A 16,082-nucleotide genomic window follows, 5' to 3' on the forward strand; every position below is an offset into this window, starting at 1 on the left:
ATGACGCTATTTCGTGGTTTGAATGGGTATTAGGATTGAGGAATGATAATACTGTTGAAGGAATCCGCCTCCAGCTCGAACCGGAGTGTCTGTCCTTCATACGCCAAATGCAGGTCCCGGCTGTCCTTGAACGGATTGTTGATGACAATGACGAGACTATTGTCCGGGTTGCGAAAAGCCACGGCTTTGCCACTCCAGGCTCCAGACAGTCCGACTCTTCGTGCACCAGGCACGACATCATGAGCAAAATGCTTCATCACATAATACTCGGGATTCCGAATGATTCCTTTGGCATCCGGGTCTACCGTAATCATAGAGTTTTGCTCCCACCCCCATGTGCTGCGGCCTTTTGGCTCCAGAACCATGTTCCAGTAAATATACGCATTCACTCCATTACTGAAATAGTGCTGGTACAGATTAAATACATACTTGGCGTAGTTCCACGAGTTGTTACCGTCACCGCACTCATTCTCGGTCTGCATGTAACGAAGCTCCGGGTAGCTCGCGGCTGTACGTTGGATGGCATTTTTGCCTGCCCATTGATAACCGACTCCCTTGATATAGGCGTAGGCTTTGGGATCACTAAGCACCAGTCCGGCATATTCGTCAAAATCATTTGTTTTCTTTTTGATCAATTCTTCCCATGGATCAGGTGCGTTGATCGTTCCCAGCCAGATTTCCGTGTCCAGACCGTGCTGATCAAAAGCAGGGCCCAGGTAATCGGCGATAAACTCACGCAGCTGCTCACCTGTCCACATGCAGGAAGGGAATTTCTGATCCGCGATGACTTCGTTTTGTACATGGACCTGATGGATGGTAATGCCAGCGTCCTTGTACGCCTTTACGAATTTGACGAAATACAGCGCATAAGCTTCCAGGATATCCTTCTCCCAGCGCAGCGTTCCATAGTTATAGGCTTTCGGTGACTTCATCCAGGTAGGCGGGCTCCACGGTGAGGCGAAGAATTGCAGATTCGGATTATATGTCAGGGCCTCTTTGATGTATGGAATCAGATATTTGAAATCACGTTCGATCGAAAAATGTTCCATGGTCACATCGCCGTCCACCTCATTGTGACTGTACCATTGCTCTGCATAATCACTCGCGCCAATGGGCAGGCGACAGATGTTGAATTTATGTTCTCCTTCCGGGTGGAAGAGGGAATGAAATACGTCATGACGCTGCTCATCATTCAAGTGGGACAAGGCAATATAACCAAGCTCATTAAAGCAACCGCCAAATCCTTCTACAAGCTGATGCTGTTCACCTGTGAGCTTTAAGTTAGCGCTTTCATTTGTAGTTGTATAAGAAATCTCTTTCCACGCATGATCTGGTGTAGTGGAATAACCATGTAATGTCAGGGACATTGGAATTTCCTCCTCGCTTGAATCTCAGGTATGATGTACAGTCAGTATATCAAGTCCCTTTGCAAAAGAAGATACGCTGAACCGCGTAAAATTTGCCCTAATCCAAGGTGGTGAAATGCATGATCATTCCTGAACCATACCGTTCTTATCTATCTCCGGAGAGCCGATGGCTACCTGCGACGGACTGGAACGTCAAGCTGTTTGGTGCTCATATGCAGAAGGTGAAACAGGGCTGGCAAGTGCCGCTGGAATCGCATTTGGCCTTTGAATTGATATTGATTCTGGAAGGGTCGCAGACGACGATACTGGAGAATATTCGTTATGATCTCCACGCAGGAGATATATTGCTCATCCCGCCTGGGTGCAAACATACCAATGAATGTAATCAGGAGCAAGGGCTTACCTACTTTATTGCCCATTTCAATGTTGATGAGATTCTGTTTCGCCAGGAGATGAGTAGACATGTGCAGATGTTGTTTCCATGTGACGGCGAGGATAATCAGCGATTAACGGAAGTCATGATGAAATGGGTGGATCTGCTTCAGCACAAAGAAGAATATACAACATCAGATTTGTTCCGTATGCAGGCTGGTTTGCTGGAGATTTTGGCGATATTGGCAGAGCAAAGCTCGTCCCGTTCCCAAGAAACCGTATCGCCTACTGTGGCGCACTATGCAACACTGATTGCCGAGGCAATCAAAAGCCGTTTCAATGCCGGGAATATCCAGCGGGAAGGGCTGGGGGATAAGGGGATTCGGATTGAAGAGATTGCGGCCTCGCTTCAAATCAGCCCTGGATATGCTCTGGAGACTTTTCAGAAAGTATACGGCATCTCTCCGCGCAGATATTTGTCCGAACTGAAGCTTCACGAAGCCAAGCAGCTGATACACCAGCCTGATCTTAACCTCACTCGGGTTGCCACCATGCTTGGGTATTCCAGTCTTGCGCACTTCAGTCGTCAGTTCAGAAGATGGACTGGCATGAGTCCCAGTGAATACAGGCAGACCCTGTGCAGCATCCGTTTTTTTGATTAAATAATCGCCATTCCGCCAATCGTAATGTCGCCAGTGTATCCTGTATACTGCTCACCAAAAATCCCCGCTGATGTTCAGACGGGGACTTCGCTGTGCATGTAATTGTGCATTGAGAAAAGTTGAGATAAGTGCTCGGTGCTTGATGATGCTTGGCTTAATTAAGGCTGTACATTCTCGGCCTGCGCTTTGTTTTCGAAGATCAGAATCGTTTTGCTGCTTCCGATATACGCAATCGTCGTATTGAATTGCTCCGAAATAAAACGTACCGGGACAAACGCCTTTCCATCCTTCATCAACAGTGGTGCATCGTTTATCGCAAGTGTATCGTCTACAATCACCTGTTTGTTGCCCACGGTCCACCGAACCACTGTACCATTCTGCGCAATCTGAACCTCCTGTGTATCCGGATTCCAGTTCACGCTGGCATTCAATTGCTCGGAGACAAAGCGGAGTGGTACATAGGTCCGTCCTTCATCGATAAAGGGGGCAGCCTCCAGTGCGTAAGCACGATCCCCGACATAGGCTGTGGTAGATCCTTCAATAAGCCGCTGGAAGCTGCCCTGTGGAGTACGTTTCTGCTCCCGCACATTCATCTGGTTTAGCAGGCGCATCGTGTCACTGCCGCTCGCAACATCCAGATAATTATTTTGTACCGTGAGTCCGGCAGGTTCCGGTTCAGAGACGACCGAGGTCTGCGTACCGGAGGATAAGGAAGTGGAAGCCGAGATATCCGTTATCGTATTTGTATTTGCAGAGCTGTTTCTTGTAAAAGTAAAACCGGCAATCGGTGACAGATCCCACACCCGGTTATTGGACAGTTTCAGTACTTCCAGCTTGGACAGCTGGCGTAACGGCTCCAGATCATAGATCTGATTGGACTCCGCATTCAGTTCTTTCAACCCTACCAGGTCTTCCAAGGGTGCCAGATGCTGAACCTGATTCCCGGAGAAGTCTAGCGCCTGCAGGCGTGTCAAATGCTTCAAGGGCATCAGATCGGAGATCTCGTTGCCTGCCACATTCAGCTTCTGAAGTGTATTCGGCAGATCAGCCAGTACATCCAGTGTATGAATGTGGTTGTTGGCCACATTGAGCTGTTTCAGTTTTCTTTTATCCGCCAGTGGTGTCAGGTACGTTATCGCATTATTCGAGATTTCAAGCCATTGAAGATCATCTGCATCCGCCAGTGCGGAGAGACTGGTAATCTGGTTGCCGCTGGCGTGAAACGTATGTAAACGGGTGAATCCACGTACAACTTCTATGGAAGAAATGGAATTGTTGCTGATATACAGCCGTCCCAGGTCTTTCAAATCAGCGAGTGCATCAATCGATGTAATGTAGTTATTGCGAACGTCAACCTCGCGAAGCTGAGTCAGATGCGCCAGCGGTGTTAGGTCTTCAATCTCATTGCCATATAACCGGAGGTGTGTCAGATTCGTGGCGTATTCCAGGCCGGACAGGCTTTGAATGCCTGCATTGCTGAGATCCACTACGTTCAACTGCTCCAGATCGGAAGAGGTTAGCGGGGAATCTACCGGTTTGTTCAGAATCAGCTTCAGTCCGTTCTCTAGTGCAGGATCTTTGATGATTCCTTCGCCCAAGTCTGCCGTAGTATAGGCCATCGCTTGCCCAGCCGCCCCGAGACTCAGGATGAAGACTAGAAATAGTAGAGTCATTCTTCTCATTGCATGAATTCCCTCCGATTCCGATTTTGATGATAGGTAAGTGTACCGTTCTTATGTAATTTGTGAGTACCAATTTATGTCGGTAAAACTACTATAGTTACGATATGGACAGATATAATAGATAAACACATCTATAGTTATTAACCCATCATGGGGCAAAAGGAACAAGAAATTCATGACAGGCAGAACATCTACTTCTATTCTATATGATACAAACCCCATACTGCACTCTTCCAGCCATCTTTTTCAAAAAAAATTGTACAACTCCCCCAGATGCTATTCAACTCCATGGCAGAAAGGGTATAGATGAAGTAAGAAAGCCATTTGGAGGAGAAGATGCAGGTATGCGCCAAGCCATGATCATTAGTAATCCATCGTCGGGTAAAGAAGAGGCTCAGCAATATGTGTCCCAGGTACAAGAAATTCTTGAATCACAGCAGTATGAAGTGGTGGTCAATGAGACGGCTGGTGAGGGCGATGCGACCAACTACTGTCTGAGTGCCTGCAAAGATGGCTGTGATCTCGTCATTTCCATTGGAGGGGATGGGACGCTGCATGAGACGATTAACGGCATGATGGATCAGGAGCATCGTCCCAGACTGGGTGTGGTGCCGCTGGGTACAGTGAATGATTTTGCGCGTGCGCTGAATATCTCGCTTGATCCGGAGGAAGCCATTCGGCAGTTACGTTCGGAGCAGATCCATAAGGTGGATCTTGGTAAAATCAACGATCGTCTGTTTGCTAACGTGGTGGCAGCGGGTTCATTGGCAGAGGCGTTATTCTCGGTATCCTCTGAAGAGAAGTCGAAGCTGGGTTCATTCGCTTATTTGAAAGAAGGATTGAAAGATTTGATGAACACACCGGCCAAGCCACTCACTATTGAGTATGATGGGCAGTTCTGGGAAGGGGAGTCTCCACTTTTTCTCGCGGCACTGACCAATTCGGTTGGAGGTTTTGAGAAATTGTCCCCGGAAGCAGCGGTGGATGATGGATTAATACATTGTTTTGTAATCCGTAGCATGAATGTCTTTAATACGGTAACACTCGGAACGTCCCTGTTGTTTGGCAATCTGAAGAATCATAAGGATGTTGATTATTTTACGGCAAAAGAAGTTCACGTCCGTTCTACAGAAGCCATTCGCACAAATGTGGATGGAGAAGAAGGGCCCTCTCTGCCCATTCAAATCAGTGTATTGCCTCGGCATATTGAAGTGATAGTTCCGGAAGAAGTATAGGTGGAGGAACGATGCAGAAAAAAACCTCCATTATTCCATATAAGAAATCTAAAATTCCATTGAAACCGATTGCAGTTCTGTGTCACAATCATAGACGGAAGACAAGTATATACTAGTTGGCAAAGATCATGAGAATGAATGTACGATACTATTCGAATATGGAGGGAAATCATCTTGAGAACAATTAAACTTGGCAGCAGCGCACTTGAAATACCGGTTGTAGCCGTTGGCTGCATGAGAATTAATTCATTAAGCAGCAAAGAAGCTGAACATTTTGTTCATTCCGCCATGGAAGCAGGCGCGAACTTCTTCGACCATGCTGATATTTATGGAAACGGGGCTTGTGAGGAGATCTTTGCAGAGGCTGTGCAGATGAATCCCCAAGTTCGTGAAAATATGATTCTTCAATCCAAATGCGGTATCCGCAAAGGCATGTTTGATTTCTCCAAAGAGCACATCTTGAATTCGGTGGATGGCATTCTGCAACGCTTGAAAACCGATTACCTGGATGTTTTATTGCTGCATCGCCCGGACACCTTGGTGGAACCGGAAGAAGTAGCTGAAGCCTTTGATCAGCTGGAACGCGAAGGCAAAGTGCGTCACTTCGGGGTATCCAACCAGAATCCGAACCAGATCGAACTGTTGAAAAAATACGTTAAACAGCCACTGGTAGCCAACCAGCTGCAGTTGAGTATTACCAATACCACGATGATTGATAGTGGAATCAACGTAAATATGGAGAACGATGCCGCGGTTAACCGTGATGGCAGTATTCTTGATTATTGCCGCCTGCATGATATCACGATTCAACCATGGTCCCCGTTCCAATACGGATTCTTCGAAGGTGTATTCCTGGGTAGCGATAAGTTCCCGGAACTGAATGCGAAGATCGACGAGATTGCTGCAAAATATGAAGTGAGCAACACGACCATCGCAATTGCCTGGTTGCTGCGTCACCCGGCACAAATGCAGCCCGTGACAGGTACAATGAACATCCAGCGTTTGCAGGATTGCATCAAAGCTGGCGATGTTCACCTTACACGCCAAGAGTGGTACGAAATCTATCGTGCAGCTGGTAATGTGCTGCCTTAAACCCAAATCAATACATAGCAGAATGATCTGCTGTATTGCATGTAAAACACGAGCGTATATAGCGCTCGTGTTTTTATTTTATCCTTTATTTGATGCTTATTCATTCCCGGTATAAAATAAGGATAGGGCCTCTATTTTAACAAAAGGATTATTTTGTAATTAATACAAATTAGTTGAATTTATCTTATTGACCCTTGCTTAATTATTACATATAATTACTTTTGCATACCGTTAATCCTGTTTATGGTTTTTTATTTTGGAGGGTGGTGTTAGTTTGGAGCCGACAACCACGATACGCGATCATTTAGAGAGTTATCTGAAGCGTGAGCAGATGTCCATTAGTCTTTTTTCGGAAACGTCAGGAATTAACTCGGGTACGCTGAGCAACATTTTGAACAAGAATCGTCCGATTGCGATGCAGCAGCTGGATCGAATCACTTCAGCTATGAGACTTGAAGAAGGTTACTTCTATGAATTGTATATAGATGAGTGTTTTGTCCATGCTGCCCCTGACTGGCGAAGACTGGGGCCATTCCTTCATCGATGTGCAGAATTGAATAAATTGAATTGTATTGAAGATGTTATCCGGTTGATGATGGATAATCTATCTTATATTCCTTTGTTATTTGATCTGGCTGAAGAATTCTACCATGCTGGTAAATTTAAACCGGCCGTTCTACTATATGAAACGATAGCCGAAAGTGAGAAAATGCAACACTCCGAACGGCTTGCACTATGTCAGTATCGACTATTCAGATTGGGGCTGAGCAATGATCAGCAACGAAATCTAATCATTGCGGCCCAATTCGAATACTATGTGGATCGGCTGGATGAACGCTATCAGCTGGATGCGCTCAACGAACTGATCAATGCCTTTGGTGCCTTGCACAGATGGAATAAAGTTCAGGAGCTGTCCGAGAAGCTTAGGGTGAAAGCAACCATCCATTATGAGCTGAATGGAAGAAGGAAACAGGAAGAAACCAAAAGACCAATTGTGTTTTACATTCTGTATTCTTATTTGGCTTCAGGTAGTGCGTGCTATCAACTTAAAGACTATCAAGGCGCCCTTAAATATGTTTCTTTATACACGGATAACAGTTGGGTTAAGAACCCTAATCAAGACGAGATGGTAGTTATGAATCAGTTTCAGGAATGGGCTGAGGGCAACCGTTATATATATCAATTAATGAGCGGACAGTTTGATGTGTTGCCTGAATATTTGAATTACATCTCAACAAAAGAAAATGAAATTTTCCCGGCGCTTTGTGATATTGTGACTGCTGCCAATCGCTATGATAAAAATATTGATGATGTGCTCGAACAGTATGAATCATACTTTACGTACCAGGAACAGAGCAACCGAATTGGAAAGGTTAGCAGACAGGTTACAGATGATCGATATTTACGTCTTTTAGCAGATCTCGCTGCGTATTATCTAAAGAAAGACGAGTATTTCACAGGAATACAATTTGTTCTGGATAGTTTACGATTCTCTATTGAAATTAGCAGTGGACGAGGTATGCTTAGAGGTGTCGGACTGTTTGAGCAATATAGGGAGTTTGCAACTGAGACGGCGAAACAGCAATACAAATTGATCATTAGTGAGGTGCAGAAACTCAATGAAGAGAAAGTTGGCTTTGCTGATAGCTACATGTAGTATTATTATTTACATTGTAGCTCCTGCTACGGAACCTGTCTCAGGCAAGGAAGTTCCAGACCCCGGAATTATGAGAACTGCTGACCACGGATTCGGAACTTAAAAAATTGGTAAGGGACGCTTCTGAATATTCATTCAGAGGCGTCTTTTTTTGCGTCTGGTGGAAGAATAAGTATGTCGTACCCCTTGCGGCCTATCGATTGGCATAATAAACTAAAATATGACAAAAAGGAGGGGTACTATGGATTGCCTGGAGTTAATGTCTCAGATCGAAGAAGCCAGACAACAGCTTCACCGCTTGCAGTCGGAATACGGCAGTTTGCTTCATCCTGAAGTCATCCAGCAATCTGTAGTTCTGGACGGTCTTATTAATCAATACAATCGAGCCAAAATGAAAAAGTTGATTAATTAGTGCTTCGCCTATTTACATATTGGTTTCCGTATACTATAGTTAGTTACATGAGTAACTAACCGACTAACTAATTAACAATGGATGAAAGTTGGAATCGCATGAAATCGAATTTGGATGAATCTCAGCCTATTTTTCATCAGATATCCATGATGATTATGGATGACATTGTAGACGGCAGATTGAAGGTGGAGGAACAGGTCCCTTCAACCAATGAACTCTCTCGCTTTTACAATATTAATCCAGCCACGGCACGCAAAGGGCTTCAAATGCTCGTGGACAAAGGTATCATTTACAAACAGCGAGGTGTTGGAATGTTTGTTGCGAAGGGAGCCAGGGAAGCATTGCTTGTTGAACGAAAGCAGCATTTCTACGAAGAATATATCAAACCTTTACTTGAAGAGGCCAGACGGATTCACATGAATGAGGACATGATTATCGATTTGATCCGGGGCAAGAAAGATAAGGAGAGTGAGTTATGATTCAGATCGAGCAGGTGACCTACAGCTATCAACAGACGCCGGTGCTAAAAAACGTGACGTTACATGAGAGTGAGCCGATCATTAGTGCAATGTGGGGAAGAAATGGTGCAGGCAAAACAACCCTGATGAGTCTGCTCGCAGGCCATAACCGGCCTGATACTGGAACCATTGAAGTGATGGGCCAGGATCCATACAACAACTTGGCTGCGCAGGAGAATCTGTGTTATATCCAGGAGAACCATCCCCTGGGTAGAAATTGGACGATCAACGACATGGTTCGATTCGGTCAATACTTCCATCCTCAGTGGAATCAGGGTCTCGCCGAGCAACTAATCGACATGTTCGAACTGCCAGTGAAGAAGAAGATCACCAAATTCTCAAAAGGCATGAAGACCGCCGCTCAGATGATATTGGGTCTTGCCAGTAACGCAAGAGTAACGATTCTGGATGAGCCCACCAATGGACTTGATGCTGAGAAACGTAAATATTTCTACAATACTTTACTGGAGACGTATGAAGATAACCCGCGTCTAATCCTAATATCAAGCCATCATATTGAGGAGATTCAGCCTTTATGTGAGTCCCTCATCGTTCTGCAAGCCGGGGAAGTGTTATTTAATCAGCCGATGGAAGAGATGCGCGAAAAAGGAGTTCTTCTAACAGGGAGAATTGAAGATGTCAATCGAGTCACCGCAGACGTGAAGGTCATAGAATCTTCCCAGATGGGATCGACCTTGAAAGTGATGATTGATGAGCCATACTCGAAAACGTGGAAAGACATCGCTCATACGCAGGGGCTTTCCATTGAGAAGGCAACATTACAGGATTATTTGGTCAACAGGACGCGTAATCAGGAGGGGATTAAGCGATGAACTCGGTGAAAGGTACGAATCGGCTGATTCTGGACGATATGCGCTGGTATTTAATGATTTTCTCGTCAATTACACTCATGCTTACAGTTGTCTATCTGGCCATTGGATTCATCTTTGATGTGACGTATACTACTCAACTATTCGGTCCAATGTACGGAGGAATCTGTGCTTTTGCGGTCGCGGGCATCATCACATTGTTTCCGGTTGCGATCGGTATGGGCAGTACACGAATACAGTTTATGAAATCCTTTTATATCATTTCGGTATGGATGGTCGTAGGAACAATTACGATACTGAACGTCATCTATTTCATTATGCATCTTCTCCATGAATATGGGACGCTTGGCGTAACCTTTTATCAACCAGGTATGCTGTATTCAAGTGAATATCATTTTTTTTCCTATCTATGGTTTGATCTGATGATTGGTTTTCTGGTGCTGGGGTTATCCATCTTCTCAACTGTTTGTTGGATTAGATTGGGGATGCGCAACTTTTTTGTCCTGTTCTTTGGGGTTAGCTTAATCGTTACGCTGGTAATTGTTCTATCAGATCTGAGCACGTGGGTCCAGTGGTTTACAAATGTCAATCTCATCGCATTGTTCACCACTCTGGGGGGCATTGGAGGTGCTTTGCTTCTGAGCACGTACCCGATGATGAAGAATGCGCCGCTTACAATGAAAGGCAGAAAAGACTGATCAGATCAGAAAAACACGAGTGTGTACATACACGCCTCGTGTTTTTTTGTATAAGTTAGGCTTGAGCTTGTGGTTTGAATCCTTCTTCTTTGAGATACTCGCCAGCTTCGCTACGTGTTTCGAAAGCCATATCCAGATTAACACCGGAATACACATACCACATGTCATCTTCATATTTTAAAGTCAGCGTATGTCCATCTTCATCGACCCATGTTCCGCCACCTGTAGAGGTTGTAGCCAATGCAGGAGCAGCAGTTTTTACTTGTTCTGGCACCTCGAATTCAACTGCGTTGGGATTGTGAGACATCGCTTTGATTGTCTCATCTAATAATGTGCGTAGATCTTCTTCGGAGTAATCACGAATATTGACGAATCCTTTAGCATCGGTCTCATAGTTGGGCAGTAGCCCTGCATAGATATAACCGTTACCGTTAGGGTGAATATGGAGAGCAACAATCTTTTTATCATACGCACTTTCTTCGTAGTGGAAATTAACACGACCGAGAGAAACATCTTTGCGTTGCAGTTGGGGATACGATTGTAGCACTTCAAGCTTTTGTTCAACGTTAAGCATATTTTCCTCCTGTTAGTGTTGGGTAGTGGTGATTATAACATACATAGGTGAAAAGATAAGCATCAAAAAACAGGCGCAGTCTAGCACCTGTTTGAGGATTCACATCATAGATGATCGCTTATAATAGTAGCATTAATTGAATATCGTGAAAAAGTACGCTTCCCTCTGGTGAAAAATGAGAAGCACGCCTTTGTGTTAGTTTCCAGATAGAATACTTTGTCCCAGTTCTTTCAGGTATTCCATTGCTTGCAGATAAGGATAAGGCCCATAGCTTACGCGTGCCACACCCAGCCCAGCAAGTTGTTTCGGTGAAGGCTCATGGGATGTAACCATCACGTTGACCGGAAGCGACGAACATTCACACAATTCCTGAATCAGTTGTTGATTCTGTAAGCCTGGAACGAACAGACCACTGGCGCCTGCTTCTGCATATGCCTTGGAGCGAATAAGTGCTTCTTCCAGGAGTGCGTGATTGTGTCGTTCAGGTGCATTTTGCAAAAAGATATCTGTGCGGGCGTTAATGAACAGCGGAATGCCTGCCTGCTCCGCGGCTTCTCGGGCAGCCGACAGTCTCAGACATTGCTCCTCCACAGCGTACAGTCCTGCGCCAGAAGGGAGCTGATCCTCAATATTAATTCCTACCGCACCGTGATGGATCACTTGGCTCACATTTCCCTTCACTTCTGACGCAAACCTGCCATACCCTCCCTCAATATCGATCGTAACAGGCAAATCCACGCTCGCTGTAATCCGGGCCAGATTGTCCAGTACCAGCTGGAATGGCATCGCCTCTCCCACCGTGGGCAGCAGATACAGACCAGCTTCCAGTAGCGATTGCTGCTACTCCAGCAGATTGGATGGCGAGTGCACTCCCGGCATCCCAGACATTGACCAGAATCAAGGGATTGCCTTTCGTATGGGATTGGTGGAACATCGCCGCTTTTTCTTGTTGCGTACTCATAAGACTTATCTCCTCCGTTACATAGCTAATCCTCTTCATACCACATGCCGTTCATTTCATATCTCTTGAGTTATTCAGGAGCCTGCTTCTCGTGGGTTAAAAGCCAGTTTTTGCGTGTCAGGCCTCCTCCGTATCCTCCCAGTTCTCCACTGGCATTGATCACACGGTGACATGGAATAACAATGGCCAGCTGATTGGCTCCATTGGCCTGTGCTACCGCCCGACATGCTGTAGGTTTACCCAGTGCATTCGCGATATCTTGATATGACCTCGTCTCGCCCGGTGGGATCGCAATCAATTGCTCCCATACACTCTTCTGGAATGGTGTTCCTAACCAGAACAACGGGGTATGGAATACAGTTAGCGTGCCCTCAAAATACTGCGCAAGTTCCCGTTCAATGGAACGAATCGGTTCTGTTACTCCAGGTACAATGGCTGACTTCGTTCGTTTGCGCAAACGTTCTACCTCACACTCCAGACCTCTGCGATCCACGAATTCGAGCAGATATAGCGCCTTCTCATCGGCTACAGCCATCATGGGTCCAAGACGTGTGTCGATCCAGGACGCCTTCAAGACATTTTGTTCATCTACTTGTGTGGGCGCTGCGCCCATGATTCGCGAGAAGGCATCCCGGAACCCGCTGCCGGACTCGTAACCGGTGGACAGCTGGGCATCAATGACCGTTCGACCGGAGCGAATATTTTTCAGGGCCAGTCCCATACGACGGGCACGGGCATACTCCACAAAGGTCATGCCAAATCGCTTCTTGAACTGACGTCTGGCCGTCGATTCGTCGATAGATAATGCCTTGAAGTCCTGGCCTTTCCAGCGTTTCTCCGGATGGTTCTCCACGGCTTCCACCAATACGCGTACCACATCAGATACCTGATTGGGATGAGACAACGGGCGGCAGCGCTGGCAAGGACGATACGAAGCAAGTAAAGCCTGCTGAGCCGTCTCATAGAATTCGCAGTTTTCGAACTTGGGCTTCCGCGCGGGGCATGTAGGCCGGCAGAAAACACCCGTCGTCTTGACGCCTACATAGAATAAACCTTCGTATTCCGAATCCTTAGCCACAAGAGCCTCATAGTATTGTTCTTTCAGTTCAGCAGAAATCATTGGGCGCACGTCCTTATATCAGTAAAGTTTATACTTGTTGATATTATAAAAAAACGATGCACTGGGCATCGCCGAAATTCAGGCATGAATATTTTATTTTATCAATACGTCCTTATTATTTGCTCGTCCAGTCCAGTGTACCAGAAAGATCCCCAGGAATATGCATAGCCCGCCCATATAAACGTAATCCCGAATGACTTCGCCCAGAAGTAGCCAACCTGATAAGACACCGAAGAAGGGAGCAAGAAACAAAAACGCACTTGTCTTGCCCGGATCGCCCTTGCTTAACAGGTAAAACCACGTAGCAAACTGCACAATAGAACCGAGGATCGCCAGATACAGAATCACCCCTATGGATGTGGTGTTCAGAATGAGTTTGGTTGATTCCATGGTAAAACTGAGCAATAACAGTGTTAATCCGCCGAATAACATCTGATATGCCGTTAGCACCCATGTGCTGAAGCGTGAGCCCCATTGTTTGACCAAGAGAGTAGCGATTGCCCAGGACAAGGCAGAACCCACACCCAGTAACGTTCCTCCGGAGAATTGAAGATGGAATCCAAGCGTGATGAACACCCCCGTTATACCGATGAGCACCCCAAACCACTGGTATGCCCGATATTTCAAACCAAGAAATATACTTCCGAGAAGAACCACCAATAGCGGATTTGTAAACGTGAGAATGGACGTCTGCCCGGAAGGTATGGTGCGCATACTCAGGAAAATGCAGGCCATCACGCCCGTCGTCTGGAACAGACCGATGACGAACAACCGGAGCCAGTCAGGCGAGGTTACGGGAAGGTTTTTATTTCGTACCCACAGCGCCATTAGTCCTCCAGCGAGCGTAAATCGAATGCCAACCAGCAGTATGGGTGAGATATAAGCCAGTCCGATTTTGCCCACAGCAAAGGATGAACCCATAAGCGAAGTAGCGAGTATAACAAGCATCATAAAAGCAAAGCGATTCAACCTTTTTCCTCCCTCATATAGCTTATTTTTTAACTCTTTCAGGGTAACACGTCAACATTTCAGGGTTCATCGAAGTGTATTAACGAATTGAATTTAGTACTCATTTACATAATATGGAGCTTAATGTGAGACGATATGGTGTAGTAATTACTATAGAAGGTGCTGATTGGAAAGTTCTCTTTGGATGAATGCATCGTGCTTGTTACTTTAGATCAATGGAGGGAGTTCCAATGATGAAAAATAAAAAAAATAAATCTATTCTCTGGGTGTCTGCTCTATGTATTCTGCTGTTGACCAGCGCATGTGGGGCGAAAAATAACAACGAATCCGTACAGGAACACGCCTATCCACAATCAAAGCAGCCCATAGAGGAAGCGGGAAATAGTTCCGTTCCCAATATGGAGGCGAAGAATAACAATAATCAGGCGAATGAAAGTGGGAATGAAGGCAAGCCTACGGCCCAATCGGAATCCGCTGATGCGGAAGGACAGGTCATGATCGTCATTGACCAGACGGATAAGCCGTCCGAGGGTAATAGCTTTGATTTTGCGATAAAACAAATTCCTGAGGGCTATGCTTTATCCGAGATGCGCTGGACGTCCAACACGGTAACGATTGTGAATTCCTACAAGGAAGCGATCGAGCATGGCGCGAATGGGAAAGAAGGATTTTATATCAGTGGTGACGGGCAATTCTCCGGATTTATCTATTCGGATGAGATGAAGGGTGAACGCGGCAAAGCGACGTTTGTGTTTACCAATGAAGAGGGGAAAGAAGTGACCTCGGAGAAGGAAATTAAATTAAAATAATCAGGCATATCATAGCCGTGTTCGGTGCTTTCTGTTAATTCAAAATGGAAAATGAAATAGGCACATTATACGTATGCCTTCATTTCTCCCATAAATGAGTAAAAGCAGCCGTAAAGGCTGCTTTTTATTGATGACGCGAGCTCTCACTTTGTTCTATCGACTGAGCGTTTCCGCACCTCGTATCTGTAACAGATACTGCTGTTCCTACATAAAGTCGAAGAAATAACGCACCACGTGGAACATGACTGGAGAGGTGTACGTCAGGCTGTCGACCCGGCTCAGGTAGCTTTTTTTCAGCGCATCGAACTTATTGTCATCCCCAATTAACAAATCCCGCTTCAGAACAGAAACCGTCAGACTTCCGAAGAACCCAGCCAGAGCGATTAACACACCGATGAAAAGCGCGAAACGTGCATCAAACGGAGTCAGGTAAGGGTGAATGAAATAAGAGGCGGTGGTGGTTACAACGAATGCACAGGCGAACCCTTCCCATGTCAAAAAAGGATTGGCCGTGGGCACCACTTTTCGTTTGCCCAGATAGAGCGAGGCCAGATAATGCACCACATCATTCAGTTGGGTTAACACGACCAGGAACAGGACCAGCTTTGAACCATATTCCGGTGTTGCGAACGGGAAGTAGGCCAGATGACTAAGTCCAAATACCATTAGCATCAAACCCCATTGCGTCGAGCTAACACTGCGCAGGAAACCAACCGTGCCCTTATTAATTAGACGTGGCAGGGGTAACACCAGGAAGACATAGAGCGGAATAAACACGATAAACATCCCATACCATCCAATATAGATCCAGTAGAACTGTACCGGAATCGCCAGATACGCCCATAGAAACAACCTGCGATCAGCTTTGCGGGTGCTACGGATCATGGAGAAGTACTCTTTCAGCGCGAAAAAGGTAAGTACCATGAGGGAGATCAGGGAGACAATCGGATTGAAGAGGGTGGCGAGACAAAAGATGACAAACATGCCCCACCAGGTTTTGATTTTGTTGCCAATGCCCGAATAATCCTTGTCCGGCTGAAGCCTCGTAATGATTTTGTACACGATATGTATGACCAATAAAGCAATAAAAATCAGTGTTAAGGTAAAGAGTGAACTACCCAAGT

Annotated in this window: 15 protein-coding genes and 1 pseudogene; 9 read left to right on the plus strand and 7 right to left on the minus strand. The window is 45.8% G+C overall.

The genetic code is table 11. From position 1 onward, the window contains the following. Window positions 1-29 precede the first annotated feature (29 nt). Complete coding sequence (locus MHB84_RS13710) at window positions 30-1,367, minus strand: glycoside hydrolase family 30 protein (RefSeq protein ID WP_076287266.1); 1,338 nt, start codon at window positions 1,365-1,367, stop codon at window positions 30-32. A gap of 119 nt (window positions 1,368-1,486) precedes the next feature. Here MHB84_RS13710 and MHB84_RS13715 point away from each other — a divergent pair, with 119 nt between their 5' ends. Further along, window positions 1,487-2,401, plus strand: a complete 915-nt coding sequence (locus MHB84_RS13715; protein WP_076287267.1) for an AraC family transcriptional regulator — start codon at window positions 1,487-1,489, stop codon at window positions 2,399-2,401. Between the two features lie 158 nt (window positions 2,402-2,559). Here the strand turns inward: MHB84_RS13715 and MHB84_RS13720 are convergent, their stop codons facing one another. Beyond that, the gene (locus MHB84_RS13720; RefSeq protein WP_076287268.1) at window positions 2,560-4,083 is read right to left on the minus strand and encodes a leucine-rich repeat domain-containing protein; all 1,524 of its coding nucleotides are present in this window, start codon (window positions 4,081-4,083) and stop codon (window positions 2,560-2,562) included. Between the two features lie 344 nt (window positions 4,084-4,427). Here MHB84_RS13720 and MHB84_RS13725 point away from each other — a divergent pair, with 344 nt between their 5' ends. The 7 genes from MHB84_RS13725 (at window position 4,428) to MHB84_RS13755 (ending at window position 10,525) form a co-directional block, all read left to right on the plus strand. Continuing rightward, window positions 4,428-5,318 (plus strand): diacylglycerol/lipid kinase family protein, encoded by an 891-nt coding sequence (locus tag MHB84_RS13725; RefSeq protein ID WP_064641592.1) that lies wholly within the window; start codon window positions 4,428-4,430, stop codon window positions 5,316-5,318. A 174-nt stretch (window positions 5,319-5,492) separates the two neighbouring features. Continuing rightward, window positions 5,493-6,410, plus strand: coding sequence for an aldo/keto reductase (locus tag MHB84_RS13730; protein ID WP_063565845.1), 918 nt, complete (start codon window positions 5,493-5,495; stop codon window positions 6,408-6,410). A 274-nt stretch (window positions 6,411-6,684) separates the two neighbouring features. Further along, window positions 6,685-8,067, plus strand: coding sequence for a transcriptional regulator (locus MHB84_RS13735; RefSeq protein ID WP_076287269.1), 1,383 nt, complete (start codon window positions 6,685-6,687; stop codon window positions 8,065-8,067). A 241-nt stretch (window positions 8,068-8,308) separates the two neighbouring features. Next, a complete protein-coding gene (locus MHB84_RS13740; protein WP_076287270.1) occupies window positions 8,309-8,479 on the plus strand; it encodes an aspartyl-phosphate phosphatase Spo0E family protein in 171 nt (56 codons plus the stop codon). Window positions 8,480-8,577: 98 nt separating this feature from the next. Then, a complete protein-coding gene (locus MHB84_RS13745; protein ID WP_063565917.1) occupies window positions 8,578-8,958 on the plus strand; it encodes a GntR family transcriptional regulator in 381 nt (126 codons plus the stop codon). Beyond that, window positions 8,955-9,830, plus strand: a complete 876-nt coding sequence (locus MHB84_RS13750) for an ATP-binding cassette domain-containing protein (RefSeq protein ID WP_076287271.1) — start codon at window positions 8,955-8,957, stop codon at window positions 9,828-9,830. Before MHB84_RS13745 ends, MHB84_RS13750 begins: the two co-directional genes overlap by 4 nt. Further along, on the plus strand, window positions 9,827-10,525 hold the full coding sequence (locus tag MHB84_RS13755; RefSeq protein ID WP_076287272.1) for a hypothetical protein: 699 nt from the start codon (window positions 9,827-9,829) through the stop codon (window positions 10,523-10,525). The genes MHB84_RS13750 and MHB84_RS13755 overlap by 4 nt, the downstream gene beginning before the upstream one ends. 55 nt (window positions 10,526-10,580) lie before the next feature. Here MHB84_RS13755 and MHB84_RS13760 read toward each other — a convergent pair whose 3' ends face one another. The 4 genes and pseudogenes from MHB84_RS13760 to MHB84_RS13775 form a co-directional block, all read right to left on the minus strand. Beyond that, complete coding sequence (locus MHB84_RS13760) at window positions 10,581-11,099, minus strand: hypothetical protein (protein ID WP_076287273.1); 519 nt, start codon at window positions 11,097-11,099, stop codon at window positions 10,581-10,583. A gap of 195 nt (window positions 11,100-11,294) precedes the next feature. Further along, window positions 11,295-12,099 (minus strand): annotated as a pseudogene (locus MHB84_RS13765) (isocitrate lyase/PEP mutase family protein). A 31-nt stretch (window positions 12,100-12,130) separates the two neighbouring features. After that, complete coding sequence (locus MHB84_RS13770) at window positions 12,131-13,180, minus strand: bifunctional transcriptional activator/DNA repair enzyme AdaA (protein WP_076287274.1); 1,050 nt, start codon at window positions 13,178-13,180, stop codon at window positions 12,131-12,133. Between the two features lie 93 nt (window positions 13,181-13,273). After that, a complete protein-coding gene (locus MHB84_RS13775; RefSeq protein ID WP_076287275.1) occupies window positions 13,274-14,149 on the minus strand; it encodes a DMT family transporter in 876 nt (291 codons plus the stop codon). A 230-nt stretch (window positions 14,150-14,379) separates the two neighbouring features. Here MHB84_RS13775 and MHB84_RS13780 point away from each other — a divergent pair, with 230 nt between their 5' ends. Next, complete coding sequence (locus MHB84_RS13780; protein WP_083678717.1) at window positions 14,380-14,958, plus strand: hypothetical protein; 579 nt, start codon at window positions 14,380-14,382, stop codon at window positions 14,956-14,958. Between the two features lie 204 nt (window positions 14,959-15,162). Here MHB84_RS13780 and MHB84_RS13785 read toward each other — a convergent pair whose 3' ends face one another. Then, complete coding sequence (locus MHB84_RS13785; RefSeq protein ID WP_076287276.1) at window positions 15,163-16,080, minus strand: phosphatidate cytidylyltransferase; 918 nt, start codon at window positions 16,078-16,080, stop codon at window positions 15,163-15,165. Window positions 16,081-16,082 lie beyond the last annotated feature (2 nt).

This window comes from Paenibacillus sp. FSL F4-0087, assembly GCF_038020215.1.
Lineage (GTDB): Bacteria > Bacillota > Bacilli > Paenibacillales > Paenibacillaceae > Paenibacillus > Paenibacillus taichungensis.

Coding starts and splice junctions, on each gene's coding strand:
- MHB84_RS13750 (WP_076287271.1), top strand. CDS start 8,955: ATGATTCAGATCGAGCAGGTGACCTACAGCTATCAACAGACGCCGGTG.
- MHB84_RS13745 (WP_063565917.1), top strand. CDS start 8,578: ATGAAATCGAATTTGGATGAATCTCAGCCTATTTTTCATCAGATATCC.
- MHB84_RS13760 (WP_076287273.1), bottom strand. CDS start 11,099: ATGCTTAACGTTGAACAAAAGCTTGAAGTGCTACAATCGTATCCCCAA.
- MHB84_RS13780 (WP_083678717.1), top strand. CDS start 14,380: ATGATGAAAAATAAAAAAAATAAATCTATTCTCTGGGTGTCTGCTCTA.
- MHB84_RS13710 (WP_076287266.1), bottom strand. CDS start 1,367: ATGTCCCTGACATTACATGGTTATTCCACTACACCAGATCATGCGTGG.
- MHB84_RS13755 (WP_076287272.1), top strand. CDS start 9,827: ATGAACTCGGTGAAAGGTACGAATCGGCTGATTCTGGACGATATGCGC.
- MHB84_RS13725 (WP_064641592.1), top strand. CDS start 4,428: ATGCGCCAAGCCATGATCATTAGTAATCCATCGTCGGGTAAAGAAGAG.
- MHB84_RS13720 (WP_076287268.1), bottom strand. CDS start 4,083: ATGAGAAGAATGACTCTACTATTTCTAGTCTTCATCCTGAGTCTCGGG.
- MHB84_RS13715 (WP_076287267.1), top strand. CDS start 1,487: ATGATCATTCCTGAACCATACCGTTCTTATCTATCTCCGGAGAGCCGA.
- MHB84_RS13770 (WP_076287274.1), bottom strand. CDS start 13,180: ATGATTTCTGCTGAACTGAAAGAACAATACTATGAGGCTCTTGTGGCT.
- MHB84_RS13740 (WP_076287270.1), top strand. CDS start 8,309: ATGGATTGCCTGGAGTTAATGTCTCAGATCGAAGAAGCCAGACAACAG.